Annotated in this window: 17 protein-coding genes and 1 tRNA gene; 11 read left to right on the top strand and 7 right to left on the bottom strand. The window is 52.2% G+C overall.

What is annotated here, in order from left to right; genetic code table 11:
• Position 1: 1 nt before the first annotated feature.
• The 3 genes from FE848_RS00090 (at position 2) to FE848_RS00080 (ending at position 2151) form a co-directional block, all read left to right on the top strand.
• Positions 2-898: a radical SAM protein gene (locus tag FE848_RS00090; RefSeq protein WP_200200713.1), complete on the top strand. Its 897-nt coding sequence runs from the start codon at positions 2-4 to the stop codon at positions 896-898.
• 24 nt (positions 899-922) lie between these two features.
• On the top strand, positions 923-1489 hold the full coding sequence (locus FE848_RS00085; protein ID WP_200200712.1) for a DUF1285 domain-containing protein: 567 nt from the start codon (positions 923-925) through the stop codon (positions 1487-1489).
• Between the two features lie 200 nt (positions 1490-1689).
• On the top strand, positions 1690-2151 hold the full coding sequence (locus FE848_RS00080; RefSeq protein ID WP_200200711.1) for an FKBP-type peptidyl-prolyl cis-trans isomerase: 462 nt from the start codon (positions 1690-1692) through the stop codon (positions 2149-2151).
• 154 nt (positions 2152-2305) lie between these two features.
• Here the strand turns inward: FE848_RS00080 and FE848_RS00075 are convergent, their stop codons facing one another.
• Positions 2306-3958, bottom strand: coding sequence for an electron transfer flavoprotein-ubiquinone oxidoreductase (locus FE848_RS00075; protein ID WP_200200710.1), 1653 nt, complete (start codon positions 3956-3958; stop codon positions 2306-2308).
• A 534-nt stretch (positions 3959-4492) separates the two neighbouring features.
• Here FE848_RS00075 and FE848_RS00070 point away from each other — a divergent pair.
• The 3 genes from FE848_RS00070 to FE848_RS00060 all read left to right on the top strand — a co-directional run bounded on the left by FE848_RS00070 (position 4493) and on the right by FE848_RS00060 (position 7134).
• Entirely contained in the window at positions 4493-5242 is a 750-nt protein-coding gene (locus FE848_RS00070; RefSeq protein WP_200200709.1) for an electron transfer flavoprotein subunit beta/FixA family protein, read from the top strand.
• Positions 5243-6184, top strand: a complete 942-nt coding sequence (locus FE848_RS00065; RefSeq protein WP_200200708.1) for an electron transfer flavoprotein subunit alpha/FixB family protein — start codon at positions 5243-5245, stop codon at positions 6182-6184.
• Between the two features lie 107 nt (positions 6185-6291).
• A complete protein-coding gene (locus FE848_RS00060; RefSeq protein WP_200200707.1) occupies positions 6292-7134 on the top strand; it encodes a putative RNA methyltransferase in 843 nt (280 codons plus the stop codon).
• Positions 7135-7147: 13 nt separating this feature from the next.
• On the opposite strand, the gene FE848_RS00055 is transcribed toward FE848_RS00060, so the two are convergent.
• Together FE848_RS00055 and FE848_RS00050 are read right to left on the bottom strand one after the other, a co-directional pair.
• Complete coding sequence (locus tag FE848_RS00055; protein WP_200200706.1) at positions 7148-7624, bottom strand: hypothetical protein; 477 nt, start codon at positions 7622-7624, stop codon at positions 7148-7150.
• A gap of 12 nt (positions 7625-7636) precedes the next feature.
• Positions 7637-7978 carry a hypothetical protein gene (locus FE848_RS00050; protein WP_200200705.1) on the bottom strand — a complete coding sequence of 114 codons (342 nt, stop codon included), beginning with the start codon at positions 7976-7978 and terminating at the stop codon, positions 7637-7639.
• A 211-nt stretch (positions 7979-8189) separates the two neighbouring features.
• On the opposite strand from FE848_RS00050, the gene FE848_RS00045 reads away from it, so the two are divergent.
• Positions 8190-9431, top strand: a complete 1242-nt coding sequence (locus tag FE848_RS00045) for a saccharopine dehydrogenase family protein (protein WP_200200704.1) — start codon at positions 8190-8192, stop codon at positions 9429-9431.
• A gap of 10 nt (positions 9432-9441) precedes the next feature.
• On the opposite strand, the gene cydC is transcribed toward FE848_RS00045, so the two are convergent.
• The 4 genes from cydC to FE848_RS00025 are packed head-to-tail and all read right to left on the bottom strand — an operon-like array spanning position 9442 to position 15198.
• Positions 9442-11058 carry a thiol reductant ABC exporter subunit CydC gene (cydC, locus tag FE848_RS00040; RefSeq protein ID WP_200200703.1) on the bottom strand — a complete coding sequence of 539 codons (1617 nt, stop codon included), beginning with the start codon at positions 11056-11058 and terminating at the stop codon, positions 9442-9444.
• Positions 11051-12766, bottom strand: a complete 1716-nt coding sequence (gene cydD, locus FE848_RS00035) for a thiol reductant ABC exporter subunit CydD (protein ID WP_200200702.1) — start codon at positions 12764-12766, stop codon at positions 11051-11053. Before cydD ends, cydC begins: the two co-directional genes overlap by 8 nt.
• Positions 12767-13768 carry a cytochrome d ubiquinol oxidase subunit II gene (cydB, locus tag FE848_RS00030; RefSeq protein ID WP_200200701.1) on the bottom strand — a complete coding sequence of 334 codons (1002 nt, stop codon included), beginning with the start codon at positions 13766-13768 and terminating at the stop codon, positions 12767-12769. It abuts the gene before it with no gap.
• A gap of 2 nt (positions 13769-13770) precedes the next feature.
• The gene (locus FE848_RS00025) at positions 13771-15198 is read right to left on the bottom strand and encodes a cytochrome ubiquinol oxidase subunit I (RefSeq protein WP_200200700.1); all 1428 of its coding nucleotides are present in this window, start codon (positions 15196-15198) and stop codon (positions 13771-13773) included.
• A 184-nt stretch (positions 15199-15382) separates the two neighbouring features.
• Between FE848_RS00025 and FE848_RS00020 the strand changes: the two genes are divergently transcribed.
• From FE848_RS00020 to FE848_RS00005, 4 genes are all read left to right on the top strand, one after another.
• Positions 15383-16009 (top strand): class I SAM-dependent methyltransferase, encoded by a 627-nt coding sequence (locus FE848_RS00020; protein WP_200200699.1) that lies wholly within the window; start codon positions 15383-15385, stop codon positions 16007-16009.
• A gap of 84 nt (positions 16010-16093) precedes the next feature.
• Positions 16094-16180: transfer RNA gene (locus FE848_RS00015), tRNA-Leu, on the top strand.
• A 170-nt stretch (positions 16181-16350) separates the two neighbouring features.
• Positions 16351-18864, top strand: coding sequence for a DEAD/DEAH box helicase family protein (locus FE848_RS00010; protein ID WP_200200698.1), 2514 nt, complete (start codon positions 16351-16353; stop codon positions 18862-18864).
• Positions 18865-18877: 13 nt separating this feature from the next.
• Positions 18878-19702 carry a DUF3800 domain-containing protein gene (locus tag FE848_RS00005; RefSeq protein ID WP_200200697.1) on the top strand — a complete coding sequence of 275 codons (825 nt, stop codon included), beginning with the start codon at positions 18878-18880 and terminating at the stop codon, positions 19700-19702.
• Positions 19703-19847: the final 145 nt, after the last annotated feature.

Genomic DNA, 19847 nt, shown 5'->3' with positions numbered 1-19847 from the left:
TATGTACAGCTTTCCTATTGATTATGTTGAACCCGTTTTCAGGCCGCCCAGTGAAGCAAAATCGCTGATTCTGCCGGTTACCAACGGATGCTCGTGGAATAAATGTACCTTCTGTGAAATGTACACTCAGCCACAGAAAAAATTCCGTGCCCGTAAGCCGGAGGATGTCCGCAAGGATATTGAAAATGCAGCCAAAAGCCTGGGCGGCGTAAAGCGGGTGTTTCTGGCGGATGGTGACGCCATGGTGCTGCCAACCCGCCGGTTGCTGGAGATACTGGGGGAGTTGAATTCAGCGTTCCCGGAATTGCAGCGGGTGTCCAGCTACTGCCTACCCAGAAACCTTGCCAAAAAAACTGTAGAAGAGCTCAAACAGCTGCGTGAAGCGGGCCTGAAAATCCTTTATGTAGGCATGGAATCCGGTGACGACGAAGTGCTGCGTCGCATCAATAAAGGGGAGACCTGGGAATCAACGCGCTCTGCCTTGGAGAAAATTCGCGAAGCGGGGCTAACCAGCTCTGTGATGGTGTTGAATGGTTTAGGCGGCGAAACTCTTTCCCGCCAACATGCCATCAATACCGCAACCCTCTGTAATGAAACCCAACCCGATTACCTGTCTACCCTGGTAGTCAGTTTTCCCCAGGGCGAAGAACGTTTCCGGGAAGGGTTTGGTGTGGATTTTGTACCGTTATCCCAACGAGGCCTGTTTGAGGAGATTAAAACCTTCCTTGAGCACCTTGAGCTTGAGCAAACCATATTCAGAAGCGACCATGCCTCGAATTACCTGATCCTCAAAGGGACCCTGGGGCGAGATAAGCAGACCTTGCTGGATCAGGTTAACCTGGCCATCACCAGCCCGGGGGCTGTGCCGCTCAGGGCCGAGTGGCAGCGTGGGTTGTAAATTAGCGGTTAACGGAGCAGAGATATGAGCCAAAGCCCGGACAATCTAGTTGAACAAGTGCAGAAAACTGGAAAAAACCTCAGCAACCCACCGCTGGATAAATGGCACCCGGAGCTTTCCGGAGACATGGATCTGCGCGTGAGCCGTGATGGCGAATGGATTCATAAGGGTGAGCCAATCGGCCGGGAAGCCATCGTCAAGCTATTCTCAACCATACTCCGCCGTGAAGAAGACGATCACTATTATCTGGTAACGCCCGTAGAGAAATGGCGGATTCAGGTTGAGGATACGCCTTTGCTTGCTCACTCACTTATGGTTGAGGGAAGCGGCAAACAGCAAATCATAAAGATAACCACCAACGTGGGCGAAACCATTGAGGTTGGCGAGGATCACCCTCTGGAAGTCGGCAGCTATGAGGATTCGGATCAACCCCGTCCCATAGTGCGGGTTCGCCACGGTGTCGATGCTCGCCTTGTAACCGCAGCTTACTATGATCTGGCGGAGCACGTTGTGGAGCAAACCGTCGACGGAAAGCCGGTGCTGGGCGTATTCAGCCACGGAAATTTCTACAAAATCGGGCAGGGCGGTTGAAAAGCCGAGCGGCGCCCCCAAAAATGACGGTGGAAAACGCACTCTGTCACTTGTTAAACTGTGTTTTCACTCTTGTTACGAGCCTGGCTCTCAAACGAGGCCCGGTGGTCGTTAGTCCCTCTGTTCAGTCTGGCTGTTCATGATTACTTTCGATTACCCTTAATCAATCAAACAGTCATTGCGACACTCAAGGAGATCACATGGCCCAACCTCGCGTTGTTACCATCCACTACACGCTCACCAACAACCAGGGAGAAGAGCTGGACTCCTCCCGTGGCGAAGGTCGCGAGCCTCTGTCTTATCTGGAAGGTGCACAAAACATTATCGGTGGGCTCGAAAGTGCTCTGACCGAAAAGAACGCAGGCGACCAGGTTAAGGTTTCTGTTGAGCCTGCGGAAGGCTACGGCGAAATCAACGAAGAGCTGGTTCAGCCAGTTCCACGTACCGCGTTTGAAGGTGTAGACACCATCGAACCAGGTATGCAGTTCCAGGCACAGACCCCGGGCGGCCCCCAGGTTGTACGTGTTGTGGAAGTGAGCGAAGAGACCGTCACCATCGACGCGAACCACCCGCTTGCCGGCGAGACTCTGCACTTTGATGTTGAAGTCATCGAAGCGCGTGACGCCACGGAAGAAGAGCAGGAACACGGCCACGCTCACTAAGAGTGTAAGGACGGTTTCTGAAGAAGGGCTCCTGAGGGGGCCCTTTTTTTGTGCTCCTGTAAAGCAGTCATAAAAAAACGGAGATGCGGTTTCAATCGCAACTCCGTTCTTTTAAAGCACCGGGTAAATCGGTGCTTCAGGCTACCAGGCCAACTTACATGTTGGGATAGTTTGGCCCGCCGCCGCCTTCTGGCGTTACCCAGGTGATGTTCTGCGAAGGGTCCTTGATATCACAGGTCTTGCAGTGAACACAGTTCTGAGAGTTGATCTGGAAGCGTTTACCGCTGCCATCATCCTTTTCAACCACCTCGTAAACCCCTGCAGGGCAGTAGCGCTGAGCAGGCTCATCGTACTTGGGCAAGTTTACGTTGATGGGGATATCAGGATCGGTCAACTTCAAGTGAACCGGCTGGTTTTCCGCATGGTTGGTGTTGGAAATAAACACCGACGTAAGGCGGTCAAAGGTCAGCTTGTTATCCGGCTTGGGATAGGCGATCTTTTTGCACTCGGCTGCGGGCTTCATCGCAGCGTAGTCTGGCGTCAAATCACGTAGTGTGAAAGGCAGGCTTCTGCGCAGAATGTTCTGCTCAAAGAATGCAATTGCGCCACCAATGAAGTTACCGAACTTGTGCATTGCCGGGCCGAAGTTGCGCTCATCGTACAGCTCTTTATACAGCCAGCTCTTTTCAAAACGGTCTGCAAAGCTGGTAATTTCTTCACCAGTTTGGCCATTTTTGAGTGCTTCGAATACTGCTTCAGCGCCCAAAAGACCTGATTTCATCGCAGTATGAGATCCTTTGATCTTGGAGCTGTTCAGAGTGCCTGCGTCGCAACCCAGTATCAGGCCGCCAGGGAAGCTCATCTTGGGCAGAGCGTTGTATCCACCCTTGGTTAGAGCGCGAGCGCCATAAGACACGCGCTTGCCGCCTTCAAGATACTTTCGGAATTCTGGGTGGAGCTTGAGGCGTTGGAATTCTTCAAACGGGCTCAAATGCGGGTTGCTGTAGGAAAGGTCTGCAATCAACCCGACATATACCTGGCCGTTCTCCAGGTGATACAGGAAACTACCACCCGTAGAGCCGCTTTCCGTCAAAGGCCAACCGGTTGTGTGCACAACAAGGCCTGGCTCATGCCTGGCTGGGTCAATGTCCCAAAGCTCTTTAATACCGATGCCGTAGTGCTGGGGGTCTTTGCCCTCATCGAGGTTGAAATCTTTAATCAGGCGCTTGCCCAGGTGTCCACGGCAGCCTTCGGTAAACAGAGTGTACTTGGCACGCAGTTCCATGCCCGGCATGTAGCCTTCCTTTTCCGAGCCATCGGCTGCAACGCCCATGTCACCGGTGATAATCCCCTTAACCTGGCCGTCTTCTATAATCGTCTCAGCTGCAGCAAACCCCGGGTAAACTTCTACGCCCAGTGCCTCTGCCTGCTCGCCAAGCCAGCGGCACAGGTTACCAAGGCTGATAATGTAGTTGCCGTGGTTGTGCATGTTCTTCGGTACGAAGGCGTTTGGTATCTTGGTTCCCTTGTCCTGGTTTTTCAGCAGGAAAATATCGTCACGGGTAACCGGAGTGTTCAGTGGGGCGCCTTTCTCTTTCCAGTCGGGAAAGAGTTCGTTGAGGGCGGTAGGTTCAAATACCGTACCGGCCAGAATGTGCGCGCCGATCTCTGAACCTTTTTCTACTACGCATACCGTCAGTTCTTCGCCGGACTCTTGTGCCAGCTGCATCACTCGGCAAGCTGCCGACAAGCCAGCAGGGCCGCCGCCGACGATAAGAACATCAAATTCCATCGATTCGCGTTCCACGTTGGTCTCCTCAAACATCTTTAATGGATATTGTATGCCCGCAGGCTTTTTTAAAATTCTGGGGCGCCATCATACCGGTAAATGTTTGCCCAGACGACTACCCGCAGGCGAATACTCAGCCTTTATACGCTTAAAGGATAACGTATTTGAAGATTCAAACAAACGTTTGTTTGAATTATAAGCAAAGGTTTGGCATTGTAGATTTGTGCTGTAATTCAGTGCGCTGAGCCGCCTGTAGCGTGTGTTTCTGCCCTTAGCAGTAGGTGCGGTACCGGTAAATTGGCCAAGAAAACACATGTGGCGCGTCTAACTGGACTATTGACCCATTTAATCTTTGCCTTCAGTATTAGTCCGCCGTGACGGATGGCCCCAGTGCGAGGCCGCTGTTTGAAACGTTCGGTCTGTATACCTTTTATACTGGTATTCTGCCGAGACGCAGCAATCGAGAATGCTCTGTCACCCGCCCATACAGGGCCTGTCTTAGAGTATTTTTGGTTGAGAGTCATTAACCCATCGTAGAAGAACGAGGAATCTATGAAGGTTCTGGTCGCTGTAAAACGAGTAATCGACTACAACGTAAAGGTACGCGTCAAGCCGGATAACACTGGTGTTGATCTCGCCAACGTCAAAATGGCAATGAACCCATTCTGCGAAATCGCTGTTGAAGAAGCGGTTCGTCTGAAAGAAAAGGGCATTGCAAACGAAATCGTCGTGGTTTCCATTGGTCCCAAGGCGTGTCAGGAGCAGATTCGTACTGCTTTGGCGCTGGGTGCAGACCGTGGTATCCACATTGAAGCCGATGAGGACGTTCAGTCCCTCGACGCCGCCAAATTGCTAAAGGCCGTGGTTGAGAAGGAAGAGCCAAAACTGGTTATTCTCGGCAAACAGTCCATCGATTCTGATAACAACCAGACCGGCCAGATGCTGGCTGCGCTGACTGGCATGGGCCAGGGCACCTTCGCGTCTGAAGTGGTTGTTGATGGCGAAAAAGTCAATGTTACCCGTGAGGTAGACGGTGGTCTGATGACCGTTTCCCTGAACCTGCCTGCGGTGGTAACCACCGACCTGCGTTTGAACGAGCCACGTTATGCGTCTCTGCCAAACATCATGAAAGCCAAGAAGAAGCCTCTCGATGTGATGAGCCCGGCCGATCTGGGTGTTGAGATTGCGGCGCGCCTGACCACGTTGAAAGTGGAAGCACCGGCTGCCCGTTCAGCAGGTATTAAAGTGGCCGACGTAGCCGAGCTGGTCGATAAACTGAAGAACGAAGCGAAGGTGATCTAAATGAGCATCCTTGTAATTGCTGAACACGACAACAGCAGCCTGAAGCAGGCGACTCTGAGCGTTGTAGCGGCTGCCAAGGCCATCGGTGGCGACATTGATGTATTGGTTGCCGGCGAAAACTGTGGCGCGGTTGCAGAAGCTGCCGCCAAGGCGGAAGGCGTTGCAAAGGTACTGGTTGCCGACAACGCAGCATACGGTCACTTCCTGGGTGAGAATCTGGGCGAGCTGGTTGCAGAAGTGGGTAAGGGCTACAGCCACATCCTGACTTCTGCCGGCACCACAGGCAAAGACTTCATGCCGCGCGTTGCAGCGCTGCTGGACGTTGCCCAGGTATCTGACATCATTCGCGTTGAATCCGCAGACACCTTCGTTCGTCCGATTTACGCCGGCAACGCCATCGCAACGGTCAAGACCAGCGATAGCATCAAGGTAATCACCGTGCGCCCGACAGGCTTTGATCCTGTAGCCGCTGAAGGTGGTTCTGCATCCGTTGAGCAGCTGGACGTTGTAAAAGACGCAGGCCTGTCTTCGTTTGTAGGCGAAGAGAAAGCCAAATCTGATCGTCCTGATCTGGCCAGTGCCGGTATTGTTATCTCCGGTGGTCGTGGCATGCAGAACGGCGACAACTTCAAAATGCTGGAGCAGGTGGCTGATCTGCTGGGCGCTGGTATGGGTGCATCCCGTGCTGCGGTTGACGCCGGTTTTGTACCGAACGACATGCAGGTAGGTCAGACCGGTAAGATTGTTGCGCCACAGCTGTACATCGCGGTGGGTATCTCCGGTGCTATCCAGCACTTGGCCGGTATGTCGGATTCCAAGGTGATCGTTGCGATCAACAAGGATGAAGAAGCACCTATCTTCCAGGTTGCCGATTACGGCCTGGTAGCGGATCTGTTTGAAGCAGTACCGCAACTTGAGGAAGAGCTGAAGAAGGTTCTGTAACCTTCTGCCAGCAAACGAAAAAGGCACCTTCGGGTGTCTTTTTTGTTGCAGAGCCATAAGTTGTAATCTTACCCTCGTAACCAGCCTTCCACTCCGGATGTCTATTAATGACCATCACCCCATTTGAAGCACTTGCTTGCCCAATCGACGGTTCTGTCCTGCAGCTAAAGGGTAGAAGTTGGCAGTGTGATGCTGGCCATAGTTTTGATATTGCGCGCCAGGGATACGTTCATTTGTTGCCCGTTCAGAACAAACGCTCCAAAGATCCTGGTGATAACAAGGAGATGGTTGCGGCACGCAAGAGATTTCTGGCGGCGGGATTTTATGAGCCTATTGCTGAAGCAGTTTTTCAGGCAGTGTTCCATGAAACTCACTGTGAGGCGGCTATGGCTTGTATGGATGCCGGGTGTGGGGAAGGGTACTACATGCGATATCTGGCAGAGAAAATGCCAGACGCTGCACGCCTTGCGATGCTGGGACTGGATATCTCAAAGTGGGCCATATTATCCGCAGCCAAGCAGGATAAAACGCCTGCATGGGTAGTTGGGAGTAACGCAAACTTGCCGGTACTGCCCGAAACACTCGATTGCATACTATGTTTGTTCGGCTTTCCGGTTTACAGGGAATTTGCCCGAGTGCTCAGACCTGGCGGGGAGATAGTACAGGTAGACGCAGGCCCGGATCACCTAATAGAGCTGCGAAACATTATCTATCCAGAGCTAAAAGAGCCTCGCCAGCCTCCAAGTGATGCGCCTGAAGGTTTCACAGCTGTGGATACGTCGGCCGTTCGTTTCAGCCTTACTCTTCCGGATAAACAGTCTGTTTCTGACTTACTGGCGATGACGCCACATTTGTATCGGGCTGGAGCGGAAGGTCTTGCGCGTGTGGCAGAGCTTGAGTCACTTACCGTTACTGTAGAGCCCACCGTAAAGCGCTTCAAAAAGAACTGATCTGCCTTGCGACCTATTCGTCGTTCTTTTTCTGCTCGGGGGTGCCCCTTCTCAATATCACTCGCCGCTCTGCTTTAGTGATAAACAGTGAGTCAGCAAGAATATGAATGGCTTTATTCGTGGTGCGCACCGCATGATAAACCTGCTTACTGGTGTGATCGTGGGTTTTGCGGGCTTTAAGGGCGCTTTCGCGGGCCTCGTCGTCTTTTGAAAGGCGCTCAACCAGGCTAAAAGTGGTGTTTGCGATGACTCTGTGCACCTTCTCAACAGCGCTCGCGCCACTGGATACCGTGTCCTCCAGAAGTTTTGCCCGGTTACGCACCTCATAGAGATCGAGGCGGCGCTTTTGAACAGCACTGTTGGTCTTTATGCGGTAGGAATTAAGCTTGCGTATGAGAGCTCTGGAGCCCCTGGCTTGCACGAAGCCATAGCCAAGAGCGCCAGATGCTACAACTAATAAAAGCAATGCCAAGGATAGCTGGACGGTCACTGTGCGAAACTCCTAGCGATACTCAATCTTCAGCTCCACGTCGATTTCACGCTCAACCATCTCTTGCTCCAGCTCTTTCATAACGCCCTGGTACACCATTTTTCGTACCATCACCGGGAGTTTATCCGCCAGAACCCGTGCAGAACGGGATTCACGCTTCGCCACAGTAATCGGGTTGAGCACTTTAAGCGTAAGGATCAAGTCTGGCTCTTTCCCAAGATCAGCTTCCGGGTCTGCTCGCATTGTTTCGGTGATCAGGTGTGACAGAATCTTGCGCTGCTCAATGAATTGCCAGCAAAGAAAACCACTGAATATGGCAAGAAGCAAACAAAGTATCAGGAGGAATATGGCCAATTGGAATCTCCAAAGGTGCATCTATTCGATATTCACCAGTGTGCCTTATACACCAAGCTGTGCGATTGGCCGTGACGACGTCACTAAAGCGCTCCCAGTGAAGTTAGAACGGCACCTCAAAGCTGCTAAGATCCTTCTATTGAATTTCGCTGTAAATAGTCAGAAAAACTCACACAATTCCGGCAAAAAGATCTCATAAAAAGGACAGGCAATGACCAAATCAGCAGAAACCACCTACGACCTGGTTGTGTTCGGTGCGACCAGTTTCGTCGGCCAGATACTTACGCAATACCTGTATGACACCTACGGCGTTGCTGGCGAGGTTAAGTGGGCCATTGCCGGGCGTTCAGAATCCAAGCTAAGCACGCTAAAGTCGGGTTTGGGAGCTGACGCAAGCGAACTTCCGGTGATTCTCGCAGATTCCACCGACGACGCTGCCTTGAAAGCTATGTGTGAACAAACCCGCGTGATCATTTCCACGGTAGGGCCTTACGCGCTGTACGGTGAGCCTCTGGTGAAAGCCTGTGTTGAGACAGGCACCGACTATTGCGATTTAACCGGTGAAGTTCAGTGGATTCGCCAGATGGTTGACCGCTATGAAGATCAGGCCAAGGCTTCCGGTGTACGAATTGTGCATTGCTGCGGGTTTGATTCCATTCCGTCGGATATGGGCGTCTGGTTCCTGCAACAACAGGCAGAAAAGACGTTTGGCGAGCCATGCCAAGACGTGCGCATGCGTGTGAAAGTAGCCAAAGGCGGGGTTTCCGGCGGTACGGTTGCTTCTATTATCAACGTAGCCAAAGAAGCTGCATCCGACTCGCAGCTGCGTAAGGAAATAGCCAATCCTTTCTCAATCAGCCCACCGGAGCATCGCTCAAAGGTGCGCCAGCCGGCACTGAAAGGTGCGGAATTCGATAAAACATTCAATGTGTGGCTGGCACCGTTTGTAATGGGTGCGATCAATACTCGTATTGTGCACCGCTCCAATGCCCTGCAAGACGCCCGTTATGGCAAAGAGTTCACCTACGATGAAGCCATCATGACGGGCACTGGCGCCAAGGGCCGTTTGGCGGCTTACGGTGTTACTGCGGCCCTGATGGGTTTCTTGACGGCGTCTGCTCTTAAACCAACCCGTTGGTTGATCGAGAAGTTCGTGCCTCAGCCTGGCGAAGGCCCGAGCCCGGAGGCTCAAAAGGCAGGATTCTATGATTTGCGATTTGTAGGGCGCACCCCGGATGGCAAAACCATGATCACCAAGGTGACTGGCGATGCTGACCCTGGCTACGGTTCTACCGGTAAAATGCTGGGCGAAGCCGGCATGTGCCTGGCATTCGATGTGCCTGCAGATAAGCAGGGTGGCTTCTGGACGCCCGCATCGATACTTGGCGACAACCTGCTGGGTCGTTTGACCAACAAAGCAGGGCTTACGTTTGAGGTAGTTGAAACCCGGTAAACGCTGGGGTTTAAACGCTTAGATGAATCACACGGTCGGTGCCCGGAAGGGCTTCCGGCCCGTGTGCCAAGCTAATTACAGTTCGTCCTTCCAGCCAGATATCCATTTGCTTGGTTATCTTCTCTCGTGTGGGTGCATCAACCCCGGTAAATGGCTCGTCCAGTATCAGCAAGGGGGCAGGGCTTAACAGCACTCGGGCAAGCACAACGCGACGCGCCTCACCACCGGAAAGCCGGCTTCCTGAACTCCCCAGCCAGGTATCAAGTTGATCCCGCTCTGAGCCGAATCGCTCTGCAAGGTCCACTACATCAAGAACTCTCCAAAGCTGTGCATCGCTTGTATCCGGAGCGCCCAGTAACAGGTTGGCTCGCAAGGTATCTTCAAACAACACGGTTTTTTGAGTGAGATAAGCACACGAAAGGCTTGAGCTGGCACCGCCTGAAGGAGCCAGAAGACCCGAGAACGTATCTGCAAGGGATGACTTGCCACTGCCTGAATGGCCAAGAATACCCACTCGCTCGCCGGTTGCTATCTGCAAATCAAAGTGGGTAAAAAGTGGTGCATGTTCGGGATACTTTACGGAGAGATCTTTGGCCAGCAGAGCGGTGCCTTCAGGTAGCTCAATGGTATTCGGCACATGCTCGATGTCTTTACTCCTGCAGTCCCGGTTCAAGCGTGCAGCAGAGGCCTGGGTAGCGCCCAGCTTGCCAAAGGCTTCCGGCAGCATGCTGTAAACTTCTGCCAGGCCGAGCAGGGCGATGGGCAGCAGAACCAGAATGGGCCCGGAAATAGCGCCAGCGCGGAACAACTCGAAGCCTGCCCAGAGTGCGAATACTGCAGAAAGATTAATCAGCAAGTTGGAGCCTGCCAGTTGCCAGCCGGTGCGGGAGTCGGCTTTCACCTGCTCCGTTGCCGTTTGGTGCGCCTGGCGCATAAGCCAGGCGCCGTGTTTGCCTACGCGGCCAGCTGCAGTAAGCTCCGCAAAACCTTCCAGGTGCTCTACAACCGCCATGCGAAGAGATTCCTGCTGATCACTCTGCCGAGCTGCAATCCTGGCTGTTCTTGCGTAAACACCGATTGTGGCGACTACAAAAGCGATGCCGAGTATCAGGGCGACGCCAGCGGCGATTCTCACATCAAACAGTATCCAAGCCAGTCCAAAAAGCAGTAGCGCTACAAACGCAGCCAAAGCCGTTGGTGCAATCAGGCGCAGGTACAGGGTGTCGAGAGCATCCACATCGCTGGTAAGTCGCGATAACCACTGGGCACCAGTCAGCTCCCGCCTCTGGCCTCGTCCGGCGGCGGCAAGCTTTCGGAACAGGGCGACGCGAATGTCCGTGAGCAGTAGCAGCACGGTGTCGTGGTTATAGAGCCGCTCCACGTAACGGGAAACCGTGCGGGATACTGCAAAAAACCGGATGCCACCACCTGGCACATACAGATTGATAGTGGCCGGTAAGCTGGCCGCGAGAAGAACGCCCACCAATGCAGTTTCAGTGATAAACCAGCCGGAAAGCGCCAGCAGACCAAGCCCGGAAAGCAGGGCGGCCAGCATCAGAAGGGCACCCACGAAGAGCCTGCCGGGGCGCTGATATATCAATGTTAGCCATGGCTTAAGTTCAGACATCTTTAACCTCGCCGCCAGACACCAGTAACACCCGATTGGCGAGAGCCAGCAGCGCCTGATGATGGGTGGAAAAGATCAGTGTCTTGCCGGCCTGAGCAAGCTTGTGAAGCGCCTCAAGAACAAACATCTCACTGTCGTTGTCGAGGCCGGCTGTGGGTTCATCCAGAAGAATTACGTCGTAATCCGCCACAAAAATTCGTGCCAGGCTCAGGCGCCGGGCCTGACCACCGGACAAGCCTTGGCCGTCTTCCGACACCTGACTGAAAATGCCGTCGTCTCGGCTGTCCAGCAAGGGGCCAAGGCCAACGTTTCTCAATGCTGTCTCGATAGCCACATCAGAAGCATCCGGACTGGTCAGCCGAAGGTTATCTGCCCAGGTGCCGTGCACAAGAAATCCGCTCTGGCCTAGCCAGCCAAAGGCAAAGCTGCCTGCTGGCATGCCAAACAGGTGAATATCGCCGCTGTCTGGCACCAAAAATCCTGCAAGAAGGTTCAGCAGTGTGGATTTACCACCCCCGGACGGGCCTATAAGGGCAATTACATCGCCTTTACCGATCACCAGCGATACATCCCTGAGAACCTTGTGATCTTCTCGAAAAGCCAGTGACACGGCGTTCAGTTCGATTGTCTCGTTGCCGGTAACAGGCTCGGGGGCTGAGGGCGTAGCTCTGAGGCTTTCTGTTTCCTCGCCCGAGGAAGAAACAACCGACCCGTCATCATTCAAACGGGCAAGAATCTCGGCACCAGCCCCAAGCGCAGCGGCCCGATCGTGGTAGTGCTGGGAGAGTATGCGCAATGGCTGAAAGAACTCCGGCGCCAATAACAAAATCAACAGCCCGGAGAACAGCGTTAAATCCGATGACGGCCCATAGGTTATGTAACCCAGAAGACCAAAACCGATATAGATAGCGATGACCGCTATGGCGACGGACGCGAAGAACTCGAGAACCGCTGAAGATAAAAACGCCACACGCAAAGTTTTCAGAGTGATTTTGCGGTACTGATCCGAACGCTGTTGAATCACTTCTGCAGCGCTTTCGGTTTGCCCGAACAATTGCAGAGTGGTTATGCCTCGAACCTTATCCAGAAACTGACCAGACAAACGGCTCACAGTCTCAAAATGCTGTTGGTTAAGCTTCTCCGCACCCATACCCACCAGTGCCATGAAGAATGGGATCAGTGGGGCTGACAGAAGCAGAAAAATCCCGGCAAGCCAGTCGAGATAGAACACCAACATCAGAATCAAAAGCGGAACGATCAGGGAAAGCGCCATTTGGGGAAGAAAGCGAGCGAAATAACCGTGCAAGGCATCAACGTGGTCAATCCACTCTCTTGCCAGGCTACCTGCAGAGGTTTGCCCCAATTCAAGTGGACCCATGCTGCACCAGTGCTGATGGATCTGACGCCGTGCAGTGCGGCGTACTTGTTCGCTGCATCGTGCCGCAAGGTGAGTTTGCACACCCTGGGCTACAGATCGGAAAACAATAGCCAGAACAAGGCCAAGAAAATAGGGCGCCAGCTCGGAGGTTGGCGCATGTTCGATAACACCAAGGTGAACAATGCGCGCCAGAAACACCATCTGCACGATGGTGGCGACGCCGGCCAGGGTACCTGCGGCAACCGTACCCTGAATCCAGCGCCGGTTGCCACTTGTAAGCCCTGAAAGCCAGCACCGTACTGCGCGCTGGTCAAGAGCCTGCTTTGTCACTTAGTGGTAACCCTCCCCAGCACGTACCTTGCCCCGGAAAACCCAATAGGTCCACGCCGTGTAGGTGAGTACAAATGGAATAACAATCAGCAAGCCGATCAAAAGGAACAGCTGCGAATCGTAAGCCGAGGCTGCATCCCACAGGGTGTAGTCAGGCGGAACCAGATACGGCCACCGGCTCACAATCAAACCCAGATAGGCTGTTATGAACAATCCCATAGTGGCCACGAAAGGCATGCCTTCAAACCGGTTACGCACCGACCGGAATATCTGGAAAGCGCACAGCAAAGTCAGTGCTGGCAGAATCCAGATAAGGCTAAGGTTGCTGAACCAGCGGTCGCGAACCATATCGTCTATAAACGGTGTCCACACACTGATAATGCCAAACACCACCAGCACAGCGGCTAACAGGGGCAGGGTGATTTTGTACGCCCACTCCTGCAACCGGCCTTCGGTTTTCATGATCAGCCATGTAGAGCCCAGCAACGCATAACCTGCGAGCAGCCCAAGGCCAGTCAATACGGTGAATGGGGTCAGCCAATCAAACGCACCGCCAGTGAACACGCCATTGGCGGTTTCGTAGCCCTGAATGTAAGTGCCTACAACCACGCCCTGGGCGAATGCGGCCACAGTCGAGCCACCGGCAAAGGCCCAGTTCCAAAGATAACGGGAGGTGCGCGCTTTGAAACGGAATTCAAAGGCAATGCCCCGGAAAATCAGACCGGCCAGCATCAGAAACACGCCAATGTACAAGGCCGGCAGCAATATGCTGTAAACCAGCGGGAATGCGCCCAGCAACCCGGCACCGCCGAGCACCAGCCAGGTTTCGTTGCCGTCCCATACCGGAGCAACCGAGTTCATCATCACGTCGCGATCCTGCTCTGTCGGGGCGAAGGGGAAGAGAATTCCCACGCCCAGATCGAAGCCGTCCATCAACACATACATAATGACGCCAAAACCGATGATAAATGCCCATACGAGTGCCAAATCAAGCAGTTCCATAATCAGTGTCCTCCCTGTTTGGTCGGCTGTTCTTTGGAGTCATGGAGTTCAAATGACGTGTGTGCAGCAGACATAGGCCGTTTAGCCCGTTCAGACTGGGTGTCTGGCTCGTGCTTATCGTTCTCCATACCTTCGTAAAGCACCCGCATGAGGTAATAAACGCCTGCCGTGAACACCAGGGCATACACAACCACGTAGCCAATCAAAGTAAACAGCGCCATACCGCCGGTGAGGGAGGGGGTGACTGACTCAGCTTGGGTCATCATTCCATAGACCAGCCATGGAGCCCGCCCAAACTCGGTTACAAACCAGCCCGTCAGAACGGCAATAAACGGTGCAACGCTCATGAACCGCATACCCTGAAGGAACCAGGGTGCCTGCCAATAGCGGCCACCTGCACGCAGAACGAGACCGGTAAGAGCAAAAAGAATCATCAACATTCCCAACCCAACCATAATCCGGAAGGACCAGAATACGATGGCAACCGGTGGCTGCTCTGCTACAGGAACATCTTTAAGGCCAGGAATCTCGCCGTCCCATTCGTGGGTAAGAATCAGGCTGGCAAGGCTGGGTACACCAATTTCATAATGGTTGGTTTGGTTTTCCTGATCAGGAATCGCGAACAACAACAGCGGAACGTTGCGGGAGGTTTCCCAGTTGCCTTCCATTGCCGCCACTTTTGTTGGCTGGTGCTCAAGGGTATTCAACCCGTGGAAATCGCCAACCACCAACTGCGCAGGTGCAAGAATTAGCAGCAACCACAGGCACATGGACAAGGCTTTGCGGTTTGCTTCCACCTCACGGCCTTTCAGCAGATACCATGCGCTGACACCGGCCACAACAAAGCCGCCAGTCAGGAACGAGGCGATAACCTTATGGGCAAAGCGGAACTGGAAGGAGGGGTTAAATATCGCCTCGCTCCAGGAAGTAACGTAGAAGATGCCATCTCGCAGCTCGGTTCCGGCAGGTGTTTGCATCCAGCTGTTAGCTGACAGAATCCAGAACGACGATATGAAGGTGCCCGTGGCGACCATAATTGCGGCAAACAGATGCGCACCGGGCGGAACGCGATCGCGCCCAAAGAGCAACACCCCAAGAAACGCCGCTTCAAGGAAGAAGGCCGTAATAACCTCATAGCTGAGCATGGGCCCAAGGAAGTTGGCAGAAGCCTGGGAGAAATTACTCCAGTTGGTACCAAACTGGAACGACATAACAATCCCGGATACCACACCCATTCCGAAGACCACTGCAAACACCGTGGTCCAGAATGAAGACAGCTTCAGCCATACCGGGTTCCTGGTTTTGTACGCAAGCCCTTCAAGTACGGCAATATAGGAAGCAAGCCCGATGGTGAACACCGGAAAAATGGCGTGAAATGACACGACAAAAGCGAACTGGATTCGCGATAGGATGAGAGGATCTAGTTCCATAGGAACCCCCGGTAAAGGTTAACGTCACAATAAGCGAGCACAGCGCACTCACTCCACAGCTGCCACAGCCTGAATTGTAATATTGTTTTTACCGGCAGTTAGAGAGCATGCTACTGGATATCGCTGCTAAACCGATAGGGCAGATTGTCGCACCCGTTGATTAAAAACAAGTATGGTGGAAAGCATGAGCTTTTACGAAGAACGCATCCTGCCGCATATTATCGACAAGGCCTGCTCCATGGGGCAGGTTATGAAACTGCGTAGCCAGCTAGTACCCCGGGCCAAAGGCCGTGTGCTGGAAGTAGGCATGGGATCGGGTATTAACCTGGAATTCTACAACCCGGACACCGTGGAAATGGTTTACGGCCTGGAGCCCTCCGAGGGCATGCGCCGCAAAGCCCAGCCAAATCTAAAGCGCACACCGATTCATGTGGAGTGGCTGGGCTTGCCGGGGGAGAAAATTCCGCTGCAAGATAACAGCGTGGATACCGTGCTGCTTACCTTCACTCTGTGCACCATTCCCGACTGGAACGCCGCGCTGCTGCAAATGAAGCGCGTGTTAAAGCCTGGGGGAGAACTCCTGTTCCTGGAGCACGGCGAGTCGCCCGATGACAGCACCCGCAAATGGCAAAACCGCATCAACCCAAGCTGGAAAAAATTGGCGGGTGGCTGCCACCTGAACCGCCATATCGCAGACCTGATCCGCCATGCCGGGTTTGAGCTTGAGGAACTGGAAAACCTCTACATTCCGAAATCACCAAAGATAGCCGGGTATATCTACAAAGGGATGGCCCGGAAGCCAGTAGCCTGAGGGAAAAACTAACCGAGGGTGTTTTGAATTGCGTTATCGCCCATGGCCTTATACAATTCCGGCCCTCAAAACTTCCCCCCGAATGCTCCGGTGGTGAAATTGGTAGACACAAGAGACTTAAAATCTCTCGACCTCACGGTCGTGCCGGTTCGATTCCGGCCCGGAGCACCATAAAAAACAAAGCCTTGGCTTCTACGCCGCCCTTTTCGGTTTATTCAATAATTAAAATGTAGACGTTATGTAGACGCTTGATGTCGTTCACCATCTACAACTCTCGTTACATATGCTACGTTATCTTCCTATGTATCTTACATGCCGTTTTGGTTCTAAGGATCTGAATCATGGTCGATTTTGCCAAGTTACGAGCCCGAAAGAAAAAGAGCCTTCCTATTGATCCGCTAGAAATTTTTCGGCGACTTCCTAAACCACCGCAAATTAATGATCTTTACACAAGCCAATCGGAGGTTCTGAAAGGCTGGTTCTCTAGGCGCGATGATCGCGACGTTGTTCTTAAACTACATACTGGAGGAGGAAAGACCCTTGTCGGCCTGCTTATTGCCCAGTCTTCTCTTAATGAACAGCGAAGGCCGGTCCTTTATCTTGCGCCTAACAACCAATTGGTGCGGCAAACTCTCGAAAAAGCACAGGAATACGGAATACCTGCAGTCGAGTATTCAAACAAAGGTTTCCAAGAAGACTTCCAGAATTCCGGCTGCGTGCTTGTCGCCAACTATAAGTCACTCTTCAATGGTCGCAGTAGATTCGGACTTACGGGCTCAACTGCGCCTGTAGAAGTAGGTGCCGTAATTCTTGATGATGCGCATGTGGCCTTTTCCGATGTGCGGGCGTCTTTCACTATCGAAGTGGAGCGAAAAGGTGAAAACGACGTCTATGAAAACCTTACAGACCTCTTTCGAGAGACCTTCAAAGCCTCATCTCAAATTGGAACCTTTGATGACATAAGATCGGGTGATGACCTGGCTGTTCTAGAGGTTCCACACTGGGCTTGGCATCAACATCTCGACACCGTGAGGGAACTTTTAACACAGGCCGGTATGTCCGAACAGTTCGCCTGGAGATTGGTCCGGGACAGCCTAGAAATGTGCCAAGCGTTCATCAGTCGTAATCGGTTTACTATCACTCCGGTCTTACCTCTAACGAACTTGTTTCCGACGTTTTCTAGTGCGCCACGGCGAATATACATGTCGGCTACAATTGCGGACGATAGCGAGCTGATTCGAACTTTCGGTGCTTCGAAATCCGCGGTTGAGTCACCTCTGCGGTCCCGCTCTCTGGCTGGCGTTAGTGAGCGCATGATCCTCATTCCGTCCCTCATGGACTACGCGCCCGATGCTGCGGCGATTTCCCGGAAGCTACTCTCGATCTGTGTTGATCAGAAGCGCACGGGCGCAATAGTGATTACACCCTCAAATCACGCTGCCACGAAGTGGACGGATGTCGCTTATAAGCCCAGCTCCACCAGCGAAGTAAATGAGATCGTGGGGAAGTTGCAGAAGCGCGAATTGCTGGGCCCCGTTGTTTTTGCAAATCGGTACGATGGGATCGATCTGCCTGGAGATTCCTGTCGTTTGCTCATAATGGATGGTTTGCCGAAAGGGACATCGGATTATGAGTTGCACAGAGCGGTCGTTCTACAGGGTGGTGAAAGCTTAGCAAGGATTGTCGCTCAAAGAATCGAGCAGGGCATAGGCCGCGCGGCTAGGGGAGCAGGGGATTATTGCGTAGTTCTCTTGGTTGGCTCTGATCTTTCTGCTTGGATTGCGAAAGACGCTAATTTTGAATTCCTTACAGCTCCCACCAAAGCCCAATTGGACATGGGCAGAGATGTAAGCAAGGACATCAGTTCAGATGAAGAACTGATTGAGACTGTCGACCTCAGTTTTACGCGAGCTACTGACTGGACTTCGTTCCATGCTGAGCAACTAGCTGACTTGATTGATGACCAAAAGGAGGACTCTTCCCAAACTGTGGTTGCGGCGCTTGAGAGAAAGGCTATAGAAAATTGGAAAGATGGGCATGTCGAAAAAGCAATTGATACCCTCCAGAAAGCAGCCGAGGCCTGCAAGCCGGGAGACAAACCCCTCCAGGGGTATCTGCGGCAGTTAGCTGCGAAAATCGCCGACCATTGGGGCAACAAAGATTTGGCTGACTCACTGCAACAGTCCGCTTTTGCAACGAATAGGGCGCTTCATCGTCCTAAAGTAAAACCACCGTACCGTCAGCTTAATGTGCCCACATCACAAGCGAAGAACATTGTAGAGCGCTTTGCAAATTATCGAGTTCGTCGGGGAACTCTGAGTGAGTTTGAAAGTGTGGTCAGTAATTTAAATGCTGAGGCTTCCGCGTCAAACTTCGAGCAGTCCCTTACCTTACTTGGAAAATTCCTTGGGTTTTCTTCTGAACGATTTGATGTCAAAGGTAAGGGGCCTGATGTGCTCTGGTTAATGCCGGGGAATATTGGGGTGGTCCTAGAAGCTAAGAGCCGTAAGAAGGCCACGAATCCGCTAAATAAAGACAACCACGGCCAGCTTCTTGTCGCGGATGAATGGTTTAAGGATAAGTATCCAGGATTTCAATCGATTAGAGTATCTGTTCACCCCAATAGCTTCTCTACAGATCAAGCTGAGGCTCACAACTCCTTTGTATTAACGTATGAGAGCCTTCAGCGATTAATTACTGAAGCTCGACAGCTCGTGGCGTTCCTAGCTGAGTCAAAGCTGCCTCATGGTGATCTAGAGTTGGAGTGTTCTCAGCACCTTGAGCGTTCCAAAATTCGATACGACCAACTGGCCGAAAATTTCTTCATCCCATTCAAAGTCGTTTCGTCGAGCTAAGGAGAGTGTTTCAGTGACAAGGACGTATGCTTTTCTCGACGAATCAGGCAATCAAGATTTAGAAATTGAAAAGCCGGGAGCAACTAATTTTTTCGCGGTCGCTGCAGTTGTTGTGGAAGAACAAGACCTCCCCGAGTTGCGTTCGGCTGTCCAAAAAATTAGAGAAAAACACTTTAAATCTGGCGAAATTAAAAGCAGTCAGGTAAAGGATAAGAAGGGATTTAAAAGGCGTACTGAAATACTCTCAGACATTGAAGCTTTAGACTTTAAGATGTTTTTTCTTCTTATCGATAAATCGAAGATAAATCCGGACAGTGGTTTAAAGTTCAAGCGGTCCTTTGTGAAGTTTACTAACGGAATAATCTATAGGAAGCTATTTAGAGCATTCGATGACCTAGATGTAGTCGTTGACCAACATGGATCAAAGGAGTTCCAGGAAAGTCTAAAGATTTACGTTGAGAAAAATCACATTCCCGATCTTCTATGGAGCTCCTCTTTCAGCACGATAGATAGCACTCAGGAAGTTCTAATCCAACTAGCCGATTTCCTGGTAGGGTCCTTGGTAAAGGTCTGGGATAGTAGGAGTTCAGACGAACTCAAGAAGAAGATAAGGGATTTAGAGGATAAGTTTATTGGTTTTGAAGAGTGGCCCCTGGAATTTAGTATGAATTTCAAAAGCCACGAAAAAAAAAGCGATGAAGATTTTCAGATCTACCAGCACGCTCTTAGGCTAGCTTCTATTTTTATCAGAGATAATCAGAGTTTTTATGATTCCGACGTCTCAATGCAAGTGGCGGTAATTTCCTATTTAGTCGTCCCTGCAAAACCAAAAAACTGAAACAAAGCAATGAGTTGGCTTGAGTTTCGAGTATAATATCCACCATAAATCTCCCCGTTTCGCCCAAAAACCGGAAGAAAACGCCATGATTCCACGGGATAAGCGCCAGGCACCACAACGAGATCTGCTGAAAACCTACCTTGAA

It is taken from the genome of Marinobacter sp. 1-3A, assembly GCF_016597775.1.
In the GTDB taxonomy this organism is placed as follows: domain Bacteria; phylum Pseudomonadota; class Gammaproteobacteria; order Pseudomonadales; family Oleiphilaceae; genus Marinobacter; species Marinobacter xiaoshiensis.
This window is presented reverse-complemented; position numbering and strand designations above follow the sequence as displayed.

Bases quoted from the DNA above. Each gene is read 5' to 3' on its own strand.
- FE848_RS00045 (WP_200200704.1), top strand. From the start codon at position 8,190: ATGACCAAATCAGCAGAAACCACCTACGACCTGGTTGTGTTCGGTGCG.
- FE848_RS00085 (WP_200200712.1), top strand. From the start codon at position 923: ATGAGCCAAAGCCCGGACAATCTAGTTGAACAAGTGCAGAAAACTGGA.
- cydC (WP_200200703.1), bottom strand. From the start codon at position 11,058: ATGTCTGAACTTAAGCCATGGCTAACATTGATATATCAGCGCCCCGGC.
- FE848_RS00060 (WP_200200707.1), top strand. From the start codon at position 6,292: ATGACCATCACCCCATTTGAAGCACTTGCTTGCCCAATCGACGGTTCT.
- FE848_RS00070 (WP_200200709.1), top strand. From the start codon at position 4,493: ATGAAGGTTCTGGTCGCTGTAAAACGAGTAATCGACTACAACGTAAAG.
- FE848_RS00020 (WP_200200699.1), top strand. From the start codon at position 15,383: ATGAGCTTTTACGAAGAACGCATCCTGCCGCATATTATCGACAAGGCC.
- FE848_RS00090 (WP_200200713.1), top strand. From the start codon at position 2: ATGTACAGCTTTCCTATTGATTATGTTGAACCCGTTTTCAGGCCGCCC.
- cydB (WP_200200701.1), bottom strand. From the start codon at position 13,768: ATGGAACTGCTTGATTTGGCACTCGTATGGGCATTTATCATCGGTTTT.
- FE848_RS00065 (WP_200200708.1), top strand. From the start codon at position 5,243: ATGAGCATCCTTGTAATTGCTGAACACGACAACAGCAGCCTGAAGCAG.
- FE848_RS00025 (WP_200200700.1), bottom strand. From the start codon at position 15,198: ATGGAACTAGATCCTCTCATCCTATCGCGAATCCAGTTCGCTTTTGTC.
- FE848_RS00080 (WP_200200711.1), top strand. From the start codon at position 1,690: ATGGCCCAACCTCGCGTTGTTACCATCCACTACACGCTCACCAACAAC.
- FE848_RS00010 (WP_200200698.1), top strand. From the start codon at position 16,351: ATGGTCGATTTTGCCAAGTTACGAGCCCGAAAGAAAAAGAGCCTTCCT.